The sequence below is a fragment of the Paenibacillus sp. AK121 genome, assembly GCF_019042715.1.
Classification (GTDB): domain Bacteria; phylum Bacillota; class Bacilli; order Paenibacillales; family Paenibacillaceae; genus Paenibacillus; species Paenibacillus polymyxa_C.
Genome location: NZ_JAHPJM010000003.1, coordinates 490,159 through 506,306, shown reverse-complemented (window position 1 = coordinate 506,306; position 16,148 = coordinate 490,159). Strand labels below are relative to the sequence as shown.

General features: G+C 44.9%; 10 protein-coding genes. 6 read left to right on the top strand and 4 right to left on the bottom strand.

Features of this window, described 5'->3' with window-relative positions; all coding sequences use genetic code 11:
* Positions 1-22 precede the first annotated feature (22 nt).
* From KSP24_RS08655 to KSP24_RS08635, 5 genes are all read left to right on the top strand, one after another.
* The gene (locus KSP24_RS08655) at positions 23-1,705 is read left to right on the top strand and encodes a type 2 periplasmic-binding domain-containing protein (protein WP_058712103.1); all 1,683 of its coding nucleotides are present in this window, start codon (positions 23-25) and stop codon (positions 1,703-1,705) included.
* Between the two features lie 187 nt (positions 1,706-1,892).
* Entirely contained in the window at positions 1,893-2,783 is an 891-nt protein-coding gene (locus tag KSP24_RS08650) for an ABC transporter permease (protein ID WP_016822416.1), read from the top strand.
* Positions 2,784-2,810: 27 nt separating this feature from the next.
* A complete protein-coding gene (locus tag KSP24_RS08645) occupies positions 2,811-3,689 on the top strand; it encodes a carbohydrate ABC transporter permease (RefSeq protein WP_016822415.1) in 879 nt (292 codons plus the stop codon).
* A 28-nt stretch (positions 3,690-3,717) separates the two neighbouring features.
* Positions 3,718-5,805, top strand: coding sequence for a beta-galactosidase (locus KSP24_RS08640; RefSeq protein WP_216974908.1), 2,088 nt, complete (start codon positions 3,718-3,720; stop codon positions 5,803-5,805).
* 98 nt (positions 5,806-5,903) lie between these two features.
* Positions 5,904-6,956, top strand: a complete 1,053-nt coding sequence (locus KSP24_RS08635; RefSeq protein WP_216974907.1) for a glycoside hydrolase family 53 protein — start codon at positions 5,904-5,906, stop codon at positions 6,954-6,956.
* A gap of 93 nt (positions 6,957-7,049) precedes the next feature.
* On the opposite strand, the gene KSP24_RS08630 is transcribed toward KSP24_RS08635, so the two are convergent.
* From KSP24_RS08630 to KSP24_RS08615, 4 genes are all read right to left on the bottom strand, one after another.
* Positions 7,050-8,813: a methyl-accepting chemotaxis protein gene (locus KSP24_RS08630; RefSeq protein ID WP_216974906.1), complete on the bottom strand. Its 1,764-nt coding sequence runs from the start codon at positions 8,811-8,813 to the stop codon at positions 7,050-7,052.
* Positions 8,814-9,137: 324 nt separating this feature from the next.
* Entirely contained in the window at positions 9,138-10,097 is a 960-nt protein-coding gene (locus KSP24_RS08625) for an AEC family transporter (RefSeq protein WP_016822411.1), read from the bottom strand.
* Positions 10,098-10,197: 100 nt separating this feature from the next.
* Complete coding sequence (locus KSP24_RS08620) at positions 10,198-11,916, bottom strand: NAD-dependent malic enzyme (protein WP_126666123.1); 1,719 nt, start codon at positions 11,914-11,916, stop codon at positions 10,198-10,200.
* A gap of 378 nt (positions 11,917-12,294) precedes the next feature.
* A complete protein-coding gene (locus tag KSP24_RS08615) occupies positions 12,295-13,536 on the bottom strand; it encodes a nitrate/nitrite transporter (protein WP_126666124.1) in 1,242 nt (413 codons plus the stop codon).
* 434 nt (positions 13,537-13,970) lie between these two features.
* Between KSP24_RS08615 and nirB the strand changes: the two genes are divergently transcribed.
* Positions 13,971-16,145: a nitrite reductase large subunit NirB gene (gene nirB, locus KSP24_RS08610; protein WP_216974905.1), complete on the top strand. Its 2,175-nt coding sequence runs from the start codon at positions 13,971-13,973 to the stop codon at positions 16,143-16,145.
* Positions 16,146-16,148 lie beyond the last annotated feature (3 nt).

Here is a 16,148-nt window from a genome sequence, read left to right as displayed (position 1 = left end):
TGATTTTTAGAGGGGGAACAAGATGCGAGTTCATTCGAAAAAAAAGCTATTGTCGTTGCTCGCCGCAACTATGGTATTAGGGGTTGGCCTTGTGGGCTGCTCAGGTGCAGGAAATGATGGGAATGCGGACAGCACAGCTAAAACTGAAAACGTATACAAAGAAAAATACAACCCAGAAGTTACAATATCCACGGTATGGGGTGTAGATCCCGCCTTAAAATTTAAAAATGGCGAATCTATCGAAAATAACGTTGCGACAAAATGGGCCAAAGAGAAATTTGGTATTAATGTAAAATCACTCTGGTCTGTCACGGATACAAATGGTGCTTTTGCTACCAAGCTGCGGTTGGCGATGTCCTCCGGTCAGGAGATGCCTGATGTCGTTGTACTGGGGACAGAGAATGAGCAGCTGGCCCAGGATATGATCGATTCCGGTATGTTCGCTGAAGTTGGCCCATTATTTGATAAATATGCTTCGGATTCTTGGAAGCAGGCCATGAGTCAGGATACGAACGTATGGAATCAGTATAGCCGAGATGGTAAAAAAATGGGTATCCCTGTGCTTGATTTCGCTTATAACCATGATTATGTATTGTGGGTACGACAAGATTGGTTGGATAAGCTGGGGATGAAGGCTCCGGAGACGATAGATGATCTGGAAAAAGTGATGGATGCCTTTAAAAACAAAAATCCAGACGGACTGGCTCCGGACAAAGTGACCCCGCTCAGCATCGGTTTCAAAACATCCATGAACACATGGATGGGTGACCCATCCTGGATTTTCGGAGCTTATGGCACACTACCCCAACAGTGGAACAAAGGTGCAAACGGTAGCTTGGAATATGGCTCTGTTCAGCCTGGCATGAAGCCGGGTCTGCAAAAGCTGAGCGAGTGGCTCAAAAAAGGATATATTCCTCAGGAAGCAGCATTGTGGGATGAAAATAAAACGGCAGAACCTACAGTTGCAGGGACAGCCGGGATGATTCCAGGACCATATTGGATGAGCGGTTGGCCGCTCCAGGATACGGTTAAAAATGCGCCGAGTGCTGTATGGAAGCCGATCAAGATTCCAGCGGGACCTGACAACAAAGCTATGCGCCATGGAACGCAGTACACCAATGGTGTCGTACTCATCAACAAACAAATGCAGCATCCTGAAGCTTTCTTCACGTATCAAAATTACTTGTTTGACCATTATGCAAATGCCAAACCGGACGGTGACTTGTCGAATGGGCTGTTTAAGGGCTACGATTATGATTTAGATGCCAATGGAAAGCTGATGTCTATTGATAAAATACCAGGCGGTTATGTAAACTCTATTCGTTATTTGCTGGTTCGTGATGGTGCACGTATCCCTGATGCCCAAATGAAGGCTTTGTTAAGCTTGGCTGACGGTGCAGAACCGAAAACCAGACTGGAGAAAGATGTAATGGTGAATTACGGGAAAGACACTCCCGCAGCGGCCAAAGTGCTTATGGAACAAAAGGATATCTCTATGAAAGATCAGTTCACAGGACCAACTACGCCAACCATGAAGGCTAAAAAAGATTACCTGGATAAGATTGAAAGCCAGACCTTCAATGAAATTATTTATGGCAAACAGCCGATTTCTGCTTTTGATACCTTTGTACAGACGTGGAAAGCCGCTGGTGGCGAACAAATTACAAATGAAGTAAACGAATGGTATAAGAGCGTAGAAAAGTAAAAGTTGTCGATGTTGTGAAACAAATTAGGAGGGCTGTCCCAAGGTGGACAGCCTTTTTACTTAAGCTTCACACGGATTAATTAAAATGATTGCTTTTGTGCCATGTATGTTGGTTTTTTGAACTGTTGGGACTGCGAAAACGCTTTTATAATTGAGGTATACCATGAGAGTTACAGGAGGAACTGCAATGAGAAGTCTGCAACGTACGTGGCCATTTCATATCATGCTGCTGCCAGCCATCATTTTCTTGATTGTATTCAGCTACATTCCGATGGGCGGCATCGTGATGGCCTTTCAAAATTACAAGCCTTGGCTAGGCATAACTGGTTCCGAATGGGTTGGACTGGATAATTTCCGCTTTTTGTTTCAACGGGAGGACAGTCTTCAGGTCGTATGGAACACGCTGATTATTGCTGTGTTAAAGATGTTTTTCAATCTGTTGGTTCCGTTTGTTTTTGCTATACTGCTGAATGAAATTCGCAAGGTCGGACTTCAGCGCTCCATTCAGACATTGGTGTATCTGCCACATTTTCTATCATGGGTTATCTTGGGCGGAATTCTGATTGATCTGTTGGCTACTGATGGATTTATGAACCGGATTCTTGGAAGTATAGGAATCCAGCCTATCTTCTTTCTGGGAGATAACAACTGGTTTCGTTTTACCGTCATTGTATCTGACATATGGAAAGAGTTTGGCTACAATACCATCGTATTCCTCGCTGCACTGGCGGGTATCAATCCTTCGTTGTATGAGGCTTCTGAAATGGATGGAGCGAGCCGATGGAGACAGACACTGCACATTACTGTACCTTCATTGATTCCGATGGTGGTCGTTGTTGGGACGCTCGCCCTTGGTAATGTTCTGAATGCCGGTTTTGACCAGATTTTCAACCTTTATAATCCGTTGGTATACCAAAAAGGCGATATTATTGACACATTCGTCTATCGGACAGCATTGATCAATGGGGAGATGGGCTTTGCTACCGCCATTGGGTTGTTCAAATCCGTTATCAGTATGATTCTCATTCTGATATCTTATCGGCTTGCTTACAAATGGGCAGGTTACCGCATATTCTGATTCCACGAGGCTGAAAGAGGGAGAGTCATGTATCATAAAACAACGCCATACCGCATTTTCAATGTGTTCAATATTTGCTTACTAGTGATTTTGTCTATCATGTGTATCGTTCCATTGATTCATGTGTTGGCAGTATCATTTAGTGCTAAATCAGCAGCAGATGCCAATCTGGTTGGACTGTGGCCAGTGCAGTTTTCATTAGAAGCCTATAAGAAGACGATGAATAACCCGATTTTTCTCCACTCCATCTGGATTTCTGTCTGTCGGACTGTATTGGGAACCGGCTTGACGCTACTTATTACCTTTTTAGCTGCTTATCCGCTTTCGAAGGAAACAACGGTGTTCCGCAGTCGCAACATTTATTCATGGCTGTTTGTATTTAGTATGATTTTTAACGGTGGTCTGGTTCCATTCTATATGGTTATTCAAAAGATCCATCTTATGGACAGCTTCTGGGTACTTGTTTTGCCAGGAGCGGTCAATACATTTTTGGTCATTCTTATGCTGAACTTTTTTAGAGGAATTCCCAAAGAGATGGAAGAGGCCGCATTGATCGACGGAGCAGGGCATTTTCGGACATTGTTTAGTATTTTTTTACCAATATCCATGCCTTCCATTGCAACGATTGCGCTGTTCAGTATGGTATTTCATTGGAACTCATGGTTTGACGGTCTGCTCTATTTGAGCAATGCAAAGGATTATCCGCTGGCGACGTTCCTGCAAACTGTAATTATACAGAAGGATATGAGTTCCATGAGCATGAGTCCCAAAGAGATGGAATTACTGTCTCAGACGACGGTTAATGCAGCACAAATTTTCATTGGTGCAGCGCCTATTCTTATTGTATATCCATTTTTACAAAAGTATTTTGTTAAAGGTATGACGTTAGGTTCCGTCAAAGAGTAACAGAACTAATACAAGGAGATGATTTACAGTGACATATCCAAACATAACCAAGTACCCTCCCATTAGTGAGCGAGTTCCGCGTATGCTGCATGGAGCAGACTATAACCCGGAGCAATGGCAGCAATATCCCGAGGTGTTAGCGGAGGATATCCGCTTAATGAAACTAGCCAAATGCAACGTAATGTCTGTCGGCATTTTCTCATGGGTATCCTTGGAGCCTGAGGAAGGTGTGTTTACGTTTGAATGGCTGGATCGTATTCTGGATTCGTTTGCTGAGAACGGAATCTATGCGTTTTTGGCCACCCCGAGCGGAGCAAGACCAGCCTGGATGTCGCAAAAATATCCCGAGGTGCTGCGTGTAGGGGTTAACCGTGTCCGTAACTTGCACGGATTCCGCCATAACCACTGTTACACATCGCCAGTCTACCGGGAAAAAGTACGTATTATGAATACGAAGCTGGCTGAGCGTTACGCTAATCATCCTGCTGTTATTGGCTGGCACATTTCCAATGAATTTGGTGGAGACTGTCACTGTGATTATTGTCAGGAGGCGTTTCGCACTTGGGTGCAGGATAAATATGGTACGCTGGATCAGCTTAATCATTCATGGTGGACAACATTTTGGAGTCATACAGTTACAGACTGGAGTCAAGTCGAGTCCCCAGCACCTCACGGTGAAACGCAGGTTCATGCCATGAATTTGGACTGGAGACGGTTTGTAACCGAACAGACCGCAGATTTTATCAAACATGAGATTGTGCCGCTCAAGGCTGCGAATCCGGACATTCCAGTTACAACCAATTTGATGGAGTTCTTTGAAGGATTGAATTACTGGAAGTTTGCTGATCTGCTCGATGTTGTTTCCTGGGATAGTTATCCGACCTGGCATGACCGTGAAGGAGATGACAGCCGTCAAGCTGCAAGAGTGGCTATGATGCACGATATTATTCGCTCCATCAAAGGTGGTAAGCCTTGGATGCTCATGGAAAGTACGCCAAGTTTGACAAACTGGCAAGACGTTAGCAAGCTAAAGCGACCGGGCATGCATCTGCTATCATCTTTACAGGCTGTGGCGCACGGTTCAGACACTGTTCAATATTTTCAATGGCGGAAAAGCCGCGGTTCGAGTGAAAAGCTGCATGGTGCGGTCGTCGATCATGTAGGACACGAGCATACTCGGGTATTCGGGGATGTGACAGATGTCGGTCATGCGCTGGAAAAACTGGAAGAGGTGGTCGGTACATCCGTACCGGCTGAGGCCGCAGTCATTTTTGACTGGGAGAACCGTTGGGGAATCAACGATTCACAGGGACCGCGGAACAAAGGGGTGAAATATGAGGAGACAGCTGAAGCACATTATTTGGCATTGTGGGAGCAGGGAGTGCCAGTAGATGTCATTCATATGGATGCAGATTTCTCCAAATATAAACTTTTGGTCGCTCCGATGTTGTATATGGTCCGCAGCGGTGTAGGGGAGCGCATACAGAAGTTTGTTGAAAACGGGGGCACATTCGTAGCAACCTATTGGTCAGGCATTGTGGATGAACATGATTTGTGCTTCCTTGGAGGCTTTCCAGGGCCGCTTCGTAAGACGCTGGGAATCTGGTCGGAAGAGATTGATGGATTGCATGATCATGATCGTAACTACATTATACCGATTGAAGGCAATGAGTTGGATCTACGGGAGGAGTATGAAGCTGTAGAATTGTGCGATCTCATTCATACGGAGGGTGCAGAGGTACTGGCTAAGTACGGGGCAGACTTTTATGCAGGACGTCCAGCTTTGACGGTGAACCGTTTGGGACAGGGAAAAGCTTATTACATCGCATCACGCAACACCGGACTATTCCATAGTCATTTTTACAAGAGTTTAATTGATGAGGCAGGTCTCAGTAAAGCACTCGATGTGCAGTTGCCACATGGAGTGAACACAGCGATTCGTACCGATGGAGTTCATGATTATATTTTTGTAATGAATTTTACGCATGAGCCGCAAGAGATTACACTGGATGGACGAACTTATACGGATATGCTTGAAAATCTTGTGATAGCAGACAGCAGCGTTCAATTGGGTGCCTATACTGTTAAGGTTCTAAAGACAGAGCGCAATAATTAGAACACGTTATACATGTGATCGCCGCCGATTCCCGAGTGAGGGAGCAGGTGGATTGGCCAGAGGCAATGTGAGTATACAATTTAGATAGGGGATGACTTATGAAAACAGGTAAACGTACTATGGTATTTGCGATGTTGATCTTGTTATCCAGCTTTTTGTACCCATTGGGCTCTGTGGGAGTGGGTGCGGCTTCGGCCGCCCCTGCTTTCGCCAAAGGAGCAGATATAAGCTGGGTCGCAGGGATGGAAGCCCAAGGTATGACCTGGAAGGATAAAAAAGGGGTTCGCCGGGATGTACTGCAAATTTTACGGGACGATTATCAGATCAATTCGGTTCGTATTCGAGTGTGGGTAAATCCTGACATGAAGGATTATGCAAGCGGATACATGAATGCCGAGAAGGCAGCAGAACTTGCGCAGCGAGCTCAAAAGTTAGGCATGAGCGTTATGCTGACCCTGCATTATAGCGATTCATGGGCTGACCCAGGACAGCAGAATAAGCCTTACGCATGGCGCAATTTTACATTTACACAACTTATGGATGCGGTCTGGTCCCATACCGTCTATGTTATGAACACGATGAAGAGCAAGGGTGTGACACCGGATTGGGTGCAAATCGGCAATGAAACGAACAATGGCATGCTCTGGGATGACGGCAAAGCCTCTGTGAATATGAAAAACTATGCGTGGCTCGTCAATACAGGGAATAACGCTGTTAAATCCGTAAGCAGCAGCACCAAGACGATCGTACATTTAGCTAACGGGGATAACAGTTCCGTTTTAAACTGGAACATTGGTGGACTGATTGATAATGGAGCTCAGTTTGACCTTATTGGACTGTCTCTATATCCGTCTTCCTCTGACTGGCAGGGTAAGGTGGATCAGACGATTACCAATGCCAATAGCCTCATTGCGAAATATGGTAAAGGCATTGTTATCAGTGAAATCGGGATGGAATATAATGAACCTGCTGCTTCCAAGGCATTTATTTCCGCAATCAAAACGAAGGTGCGGAGTATCGGAGGCGGTAAAGGCGTGGGCGTATTTTATTGGGAGCCAGCTGCAACCCCAGGTTATAATCAAGGCTATAACAAAGGTGCTTGGCAGACTGATGGTAAGCCAACCTCAGCGTTGGAAGGCTTTTTAAACTAAAGAACGATGTAAGAGCATATCAAAGAACCTCTAATGCGCATTCTATGCAGATTAGAGGTTCTTTATTGTTATGGTGATTGGATAGTTATCATTTTAGACTTCCCGGTTTACTTTGAAGAAGGAAATAAGCTCTTCCAGCTCCCCAGACATCAATGTAAGCTTGTCTGAAGCTTGGACAATCGAAGCCATAGACTCAGCCTGTTCCCCAATGGTTTGTTCAATTTGTTTGCTGCTATTGACTGTTTTGCTAACTGTAGAAGACAGCTCGTCAGAGGTAGCTGACATTTCCTGCGTGCTGGCCGAGATTTGCTCAGTTGCACTGGATACCTCCTGGATTTGTGACGACACTTTGTTGGACGCTTCTAAAATTTCAGAGAACATTTCGCCTGTCTGCTTCGTAACTTCCAGTCCGACGTGAACTTCTTTTGTACCCAGGCTAATGCCTTTTACAGTTTGTTCAATCTCTTTTTGAATTTCTTCAATAAGCTCTGCAATTTGTTTGGCGGATTCTTGAGACTGTTCAGCCAAATTACGCACTTCTCCAGCTACTACTGCAAAACCTTTGCCTTCTTCGCCGACTCTGGCAGCTTCAATCGAAGCGTTGAGGGCAAGCAGATTCGTTTGGCTGGCAATACCGGTAATGATGCTTACAATATTACTGATTTCGTTAGAACGGTTCTGCAATGCATTAACGGAATCAACTGTACTTTCCATTGTAGTGGAGATAGAGTCCATCTGAGTGGATAGCTTTTGAGCTACCTGATTGCCTTCAACGGAGCGCTTTTCCATTGAATAAGCTTGATCCGCAACAGAAGAGGAGCTTTCAGCGATGGTTTGGATCACTGTAGACATTTCATTCATAGCCCTGGAGCTTTCAAGTGCTGCGTGATCCTGAGCCTCAAGCCCCTGGGTTATTTCCCGGATATTGCTGTTAATGACGTTTGTATTCGTACTGTTTTTCTCGCTGATGCTTAACAATTCCTGGGCTGATCCCGTTACTTCTTGCGTCGTATCCTGTACTTTCACCATTGTATCGTTAAGGCGCTTGATCATAGAATTAAATTTTTGATTAATAATACCAAGGTCGTCTAGTCCTGTCTTAATTTTTACATTCAGATTACCCTCGCTGACTTCTTCAATTCCCTTCATCAAGGAACGAATTGGGGAGAGCGTACGTTTTACCAGCAAGTATTGAATCGTCAAGAAGATAGCAAGAAACAGAATGAGCAGTGAAACACCATATACAAGCAGCTTATGAAGACCCGTAGGTACAGAGCTCGCATCTACGTCAAAGTAAATTGCACTTGTGACTTTACCACTTGCATCTGTAATCGGGTAAACAATCGTAGTCCATGTGCCATATTCGTCCGTATAAAAGCTGCTCAATGCTGATTCATTGGATTGAAGCACCTTATTTACGGCTTCTGCATTTTCGTCAGGCAGAGTGTACATATCCCCAATATTCATCTTCGAGTCTTGGAAAGCTTGAACCAAATTAGTGGGAACGCCAATAATGGAGGTTTGATTTCCTTCTTTTAGTTCTGTCCCAAATATGTAAGCTTGGGCGACATTAGGATAAAATGTGTGAATAGAATCTAGAAATTTACGTAATTCCTGTTGAACAGAACCGTTATAATCTTTTTCGCTTAATGCTTGTTGTACTTTTGTTTTGTCAACATCTTCTGCCCATTTTTTGGTCAGCACTTTAACCTGATCTTGCAGCTGCGTGGTGAGAATGTTCTTTTGAAGTATATAGCTAGATGTGATAAGAATAGCACCTATTAATACGATGTTAAGAAAAGATATTAATAGATTTTTACCAAAAAAGGACATAGTGCTCCACTTCAAGTTTTTCACAAGTTTCTTCTCCTTTAAATTTTAATTTAATGCTACAGTACAGCTATCCCTTATATATTTCGTCAATTTCCTTTATAAATGTTAGCGAATTATTACAATTGGGATATACTTACTGGTTTCACTAAAAACAAAAGCGGCAACCCACATGCAATAAATGTAGGTCGCCGCTTGCTAGCAAGACGGGATAGCTGGTTTCAACTCAAATACAACTAAATTACTTTATTGTTTGAACAATATTTAAAAAATAAGATAAATGCGGGAGAACGAATGCCCTTCATCATTATATATAACAGTCTTTCGCTGAACGTTGAAAGCTTTCTGTCATTATACAAGTAGTGAAATGAGCAGAGGGAGCGAAATAAGCGATAATACTGAGCTTATAACAAATGCAGATGCCGCTTCTGTTTCCAGTGATTCATAGCGGGTCGCGATCATAGCGGCTACAGCAGAGCCGGGAAATGCGACAAGCAGTACGGCTTTGGTTACATCCTCAGGGGACAGTCCGATCAGAACAGCAATACCGAGCATAACCATAGGCATTACGATCGCTTTCAGCACAGCGATACTAAGTGCTTTTGGACTGAACGTAATCTTTTTAATCCCAATAGTTACCCCAATAGCAAATAGAGCCGTACCCGCAGTAATATTGCCGATTTGGTCAAACATAGATTGCAAAAGTTTCGGAGCTTGGAATCCGCATAAAGTCAATACAACACCAATCAAGGGTACGCAAGCCAGCGGTTCACTGAGTCCATGAAGGACAGATTTTATAGTGACTTTAAATAAATTGCCTTTTGTGTCATCAGATTGTGTTGATTTGCGCTGGCCGACCGTTCCCAAAATACTTGCAAGTGGATCAAGAATCGCATTAACAACGATGCCGGTAATCGCAATAGGAATGGCGACTGCCGCACTTCCGAACAAGCTTCCCAAAACGGGAATCCCCATGAATGCAAAAGAGGGCTGTGTCGAATTCAATGCGAACATGGAGGATTCTGTCAGACCTTTTTTTGCGATTAAGCGATATAAGATGAGCAATACAATATAAAAGCCAATCACCCCAAGCAGCAAAGCAACAAGAAAGGGCCACTTTTGGATTAGCGTCTCTCGTGGTGTCGTCGTAATACCAATAAACAAGTGTGCAGGTAAAGCAAATTTGGTTACCAGTGTATTTAGTCCCTTAGAAGAAGCTGGGTTAAAGGCCTTAAAAAAACCTGCAAAATAACCAATTAAAATGACAAAGAAAATAGGAATTAAAATAATAAAAATATGACCTGTAGCCATGATGTCGCCTCCAATAAAGATGTCCGCCAAAAATGGCGGACATCAGTTAAATAATCACTTTGCTTACAGCAAGTATAAATTTTGATGTTGTTCGCTATTTTTAAACCAGAACGGCTTCCTGTCCATACTGTTTGATGGGTTTATATTTGCATTCCCACATGGATTCCCGAACCGCTTGTACGATATCATCCGGCTGATGACGCGCTACTCCATCTTGAACGGCTGCCTTGGCGACAGCCACTGCTACAGCTTCAGATACTTCTCGCAGTTCGTTGATTTTTGGCAGCAGGGAAGCACCAGGCTGTGACAAATCAACCATTTGAGCTACTGCATGGGCAGCTGCTGCAAACATACTATCTGTTATTATTTTGGATTTTACTACGATTGCCCCAAGACCAAGTCCCGGGAATACAAAAGCATTGTTGGATTGCCCAATTTCAAACGTAGTATTGTTGTAGATTACTGGCTCAAAAGGGCTTCCTGTTGCAATAAGCGCTTTTCCTTCAGTCCAGTGGATCAGGTCTTCAGGAGTTGCCTCCGCCAGAGGAGTCGGATTGGACATTGGCATAATAATAGGGCGTTCTGTATGCTTGGCCATCTCTTTCACGATTTCCTCACTAAATGCTCCAGCAACACCGGAAGTTCCGATCATAATCGTCGGTTTCACGCGGCAAATAACTTCAAGCAGAGGGATTTTGCCATCTTCAGCATGCTCCCAGTCACGGCATTCGGCAGCATCACGCACATAAGGGACCTGGAATGGCAAAAGTCCTTCTGTTTCATTGGTAAGCAGGCCACGGTAATCATATGCCCAGAAGTTACGTCTTGCTTCAGCTTCTGACAATCCTTCCAGCATCATGGCCGCACTAATTTGGTCTGCATTGCCGATTCCGGCAGCTCCTGGACCAAACACTAGAACACGATGCTTGCTCAGAGGGATTCCGGACAATTGGACACCAGACATCACACCTGCAAGTGTAACTGCACCAGTGCCTTGAATGTCATCATTAAACGTTAAAATATTATTTCCATACTTATTAATAATATTCCGAGCGTTAACGTTGCCTAGATCTTCCCAGTGCAGCAGTGCGTTCGGGAAAGAAGAAAGTGCAGCTTGAACATAAGTGTCAATAAATTGATCATATTGTTCTCCACGTACACGCTTATGACGATTCCCCATGTATAAAGGATCTTCTAACAGCTTTTCATTGTTTGTACCTGCATCCAGCACAACGGCTAGTACCCGGCTAGGATCAATACCAGCAGCGGCTGTATATACAGCAAGCTTACCAATAGAGATGTTAATACCGCCAACTCCCCAGTCCCCAATTCCCAAAATACTTTCGGAATCTGTGGCTACGATCAGATCGATATCATCAGGACCCAAGTTCAAATTTTTAAAAGCTTCTTTGATGCCAGCAAGATTATCAATAGATAGATACATACCGCCCGGTTTATGATATTCATGACTGTATTCCTGAATAGCCTGACCGACTGTTGGTGTATAGACAATCGGAAGCATCTCGCTCAAGTGCTCGGAAAGCAAACGATAATAAAGGACAGTATTCCGATTAAAAAGATCATTTAATGCAACGTTTTTACGTAAATTATCCGGTTGGCTTTGAAATTGCTCATACACCCGTTGAACCTGTTCCTCAATCGTTAATATGGTAGGAGGAAGGAGGCCGTCAAGTCCAAGTTGCTGACGTTCTTCCAGCGTAAAAGCCACTCCTTTGTTCAGCAGTGGGTTGGCAAGAAGATCTTTTCCGGTTAATTTGGTTTCGATAGTTCCATTTTCCGTAACATGAAAAGCGCGCATTTCCAATTCCTTCTTTCTAAAAAAATACATTCGGTTAATCCTTGAACAATTCGTGAACAAGTATACGCCTTATTTTAAACCAAGTGAACAAGTATGTTGTGTGAAAAATGGTTATATAAGTGTTTACATAAGAAAAAATATGAAAATGAAAGCGGTTTTCAATGATTTTCAAATGAAAAATTCATTGAATTTTCATAATATTTTCGGTAAATATTCAATAAATGTGACTTTTTTCATAGCTCTTATAATTTGATTGAATGTGTATAGAGGAATAGCTCAACTTCATTTTTCTATAAATGAAGTTAAGCTATTTTTTATTATAAGGGATAATTGAGGCTTAAAATCTAAACGTTTGGTGGCTGTCTATTTAGTGGATAGTCAGATATTTAATTCTCCGATTCGGTTAACGGCTTCATTAGCGCCTGGAGCAGAGCGTTGCATCCAGCTGTTGCGCCATTTCAATTGCATGATAATGACGAGGACAAAAGCACAGAATGTGATCAGACTTAGACAGATGAAGCCAGGCATGTAAGAACCCGTTAATTTGTACAGATGGCCCAGAATAAGAGGAAGACAGTATCCGCCTATGCCACCAGCAGCCCCGACGATGCCGGTCATAAGCCCGATTTCGTTGCCGAATCGCTGCGGCACAAGCTGGAATACGGAGCCGTTGCCAGCCCCAAGGCACATCATGCCTACGAACAGCAGAACTACGACTACGGCAAGTGGTGGCAAAAATGCTATGCTGGCGAGCATCACCCCGGCCCCGGCATACAAATACATTAACATGCGAGAACCACCAATCCGGTCAGACAAAAAGCCGCCTACAGGACGAAAGAAGCTTCCGGCAATCACACAAACGGTTGCAAAATCAGCGGCATGCACCGCAGAGAGGCCGTATTGGGTATTGAAGAAAATGGTCAAATAATTAGAAAGGCCGACGAACCCACCGAACGTCACGCAATAAAAGGCACAGAACACCCAGGCATCCCTCTGTTTGAGCACCGAAGCATATTGCGCCAGACTTTTTGGTACTGGGCGATGAGGGCTGTTGTGGGCAAAAATACTGAACAGAACAAAGACGATGAAAATTGGGATAATGGCCAATCCAAACACGACCTCCCAACTGCCAAAATGTTGGGCAATACGGTTAGCAAACAAAGTTGCGAGGACGGTCCCGCTGTTGCCGGCACCGGCAATTCCCATGGCCAGACCTTGATGCTCTTTGGGGTACCATTGGCCAGCCAACGGTAGTGCAGCTGCAAATGAGGCGCCGGCCACACCCAGAAGCAGGGCGACAGTGTACAACTGCTCCAGCGAATCAACCCACAGCCAGCCGAGCAGGAGAGGAATGATCGTGACAAGCATACCGATCTGTCCCGTGAGCTTCGGACCGATATAATCTGACATGAATCCAAGCACAAGTCGCAACAGAGAGCCGCTGAGTATCGGGAGAGCGACAAGGTTGGCTTTTTGTACAGGGTCCATTGGATAATCATTAGCAATGACAACGACCAACGGTCCAATTATTCCCCATATCATAAAGCTAATATCAAAATACAAAAAAGAACCAAAAAGGGTGGGCTTGTGTCCGCTGTGCCAGAAACTTTTTTTCTTCATTCTCCATCTCTCCTGTTCTTATTGGGGTTTGTAGAGCTCAGGCCTTAGACTTCAGCCCTCTGCTGAACATAAAAAGCCGCAAATCGTCCCGTCATTGATATTGGGAACGTTTTGCGGCTTCATTGCCGTGTTTGACACACTTCATTGTGCATCGCTTTGGTATGATCACATGGTAGTGATTTTAATTCAAATTATAAAAAGACATTCTACTTGTGTCAATATACATAACATTAAAATTATAATAAATTAAAAAAATAGATTTGAATACAGGTTTCATGTATTGAATATTGACATCATACTCACAATTCAGTAATCTTAAGTACATATCGGTACAACGATGTGCCGACATTTACGGCAACGGTGCCCTTTTCCATCGAATGGAGAAGGGCTTTTTCTGTCTTATTTTAGGTTCAGAGAATGGGGCTGGATTAATTATGATAAAAAGACTGGTCGTCATCGGTAATGGTATGGCAGGCATCAAATGTGTGGAGGAAATTCTCAGTCTGGAGCCGGAGCGGTTCCAAATCACAATATTTGGTGCAGAGCCACGTCCCGGGTACAATCGTGTGCTCCTGTCCAAAATGCTTCAGGAGGAGAGCTCGTTCCAACATATTGTTACCCATAGCTGGGACTGGTACGAAGAAAATGGGGTAAAGTTGCAAGCTGGTGAACGTGTGTGTCGTATTGATGTAGCAACCGGTATGGTGGAAACGGAATCCGGCATTCAAGAGCCCTATGACATTCTCATACTGGCAACTGGCTCTTTGCCTTTCATACCTCCCATTCCCGGAGTCCGAAAAGAGGGAGTAATCGCTTTTCGTGATGTAAATGACTGTGAAACCATGGCCAGATATGCCAAAACGTATCGCAAGGCCACCGTCATCGGAGGAGGGCTATTGGGGCTTGAGGCTGCTCAAGGCTTGCTGAATCTAGGGATGGAAACTGATGTTGTTCATAATGCGCAGTATCTGATGAATCGTCAGCTTGACCGTACTGCGGCTGTGCTTTTACAACGGCGGTTGGAGAAGCAGGGCATGCGGTTTCATTTGGCGAAGGATACGGTCAATATTATAGGCCGCAACCGGGCACAAGGATTGATGTTTGCGGACGGGAACAGATTGGAAACAGACTTGGTCGTGCTGGCGGTTGGTATCCGGCCCAATATCGCTTTGGCTCAGGACAGTGGTCTGACAGTAAACCGTGCCATTGTCGTGGATGATTATATGCGCACGAGTATTCCTGGTATTTACGCAGTTGGCGAATGTGCTGAGCACCGTGGAATTTCATATGGGCTGGTGGCGCCGCTATATGAGCAGGGCAAAGTGCTGGCAAAGGTGATTTGTGGTCGTGAAACGGCTCCTTATGAAGGGACGGTTCCCTATGCCCAACTCAAGGTTGCGGGAATTCATGTGTTTTCGGCAGGAGACATTCGTGAAGAGGGAAACGAGATTGCGATCATGGAATATAACGGTATGCAGGAGATGTACAAAAAAGTGATGATGCGCGCTGGAGCTATTACTGGAGCGATTTTATTCGGCGATACGGCGGAAAGCACCTCGCTGCTTGGAATGGTACGGCGCGGCGCGCCAACTACAGAGCTTACACCTCAGAATAACAGCAAAAGCAAAGCAGAGAATGCTGCGGAAGCATTGCCCGAAGGAGAGACGGTATGCGCATGTAACGGTGTGAGCAAGGGGGATATCTTGCGAGTGATCGCCACGGATAAGCTGAAAACAGTCGAAGAGGTGAAGAGCCGGACCAAAGCGTCCGGTTCCTGTGGTGGTTGCCGGCCGCTAGTGGCTGCACTGGTCAAAAATGGTTTGTCCCGAGCGACAGCTTCTGGACCTGTGGATACTCCGACTGCTCAAGAGGTTGTCCCTGTGTGTGGTTGTACGCATTATGATCATGATTCGCTTAAGACAGCGATGGTGGAGGCAGTTTGTCGAACTCTAGAGGAAGTAGTATCTCGTCTCGGTTGGACCAGGCAGCAGGGCTGTGAATTATGTCGTCCTGCTGTACTTTATTATCTGGAATCTCTAGGTTTGCGGAACGGATCTGCAACAAATCAACTGGGAATAGGCGTTGCGCTTCAGCCCACCGTACCATACGAAGGGGAAGCGGGTTCTGTGGGCCTGAGTTTTACAAATTTGGATGTTGAACGTAGGGATTTTGTTGATCCTGCCCCGATCGATCAGGCTTCTGGTGGAGTGATCTGGTTGAGAGAGCGGCTGGCAGCAGTATGGGGCAGTCTTTCATTACCGTCACCAGTTGCGGTTGCTGTTAGTCCGGGTTCAGAGTATCCCGATGGCGTGCTTGTCCATGACATTGGAATCTCCCGATCTCCAGCAGGTTGGGAGGTTTATGCTGGTGGCCATGCAGGACATCCGGTTCGTCAGGGGCTGCTGCTTGGATTGGAGGAGAATCCGGAAGAAGTGGTACTGATGGTTGTAACCTGCTTGCAAATATACAGGCATAGTGCTAGGTATGGGGAGAAAATGTGGGAGTGGATTGAACGGACTGGCGTTCTAGCGCTGCGGGAAAGTGTGCTCGACGTTACTCTGCGAAGTGAGCTGACCGGTAGCCTGCGGTCCACCATGCTGACAGGTTAACGG

Bases quoted from the DNA above. Each gene is read 5' to 3' on its own strand.
- KSP24_RS08655 (WP_058712103.1), top strand. From the start codon at position 23: ATGCGAGTTCATTCGAAAAAAAAGCTATTGTCGTTGCTCGCCGCAACT.
- KSP24_RS08650 (WP_016822416.1), top strand. From the start codon at position 1,893: ATGAGAAGTCTGCAACGTACGTGGCCATTTCATATCATGCTGCTGCCA.
- KSP24_RS08645 (WP_016822415.1), top strand. From the start codon at position 2,811: ATGTATCATAAAACAACGCCATACCGCATTTTCAATGTGTTCAATATT.
- KSP24_RS08635 (WP_216974907.1), top strand. From the start codon at position 5,904: ATGAAAACAGGTAAACGTACTATGGTATTTGCGATGTTGATCTTGTTA.
- KSP24_RS08625 (WP_016822411.1), bottom strand. From the start codon at position 10,097: ATGGCTACAGGTCATATTTTTATTATTTTAATTCCTATTTTCTTTGTC.
- KSP24_RS08620 (WP_126666123.1), bottom strand. From the start codon at position 11,916: ATGCGCGCTTTTCATGTTACGGAAAATGGAACTATCGAAACCAAATTA.
- KSP24_RS08615 (WP_126666124.1), bottom strand. From the start codon at position 13,536: ATGAAGAAAAAAAGTTTCTGGCACAGCGGACACAAGCCCACCCTTTTT.
- nirB (WP_216974905.1), top strand. From the start codon at position 13,971: ATGATAAAAAGACTGGTCGTCATCGGTAATGGTATGGCAGGCATCAAA.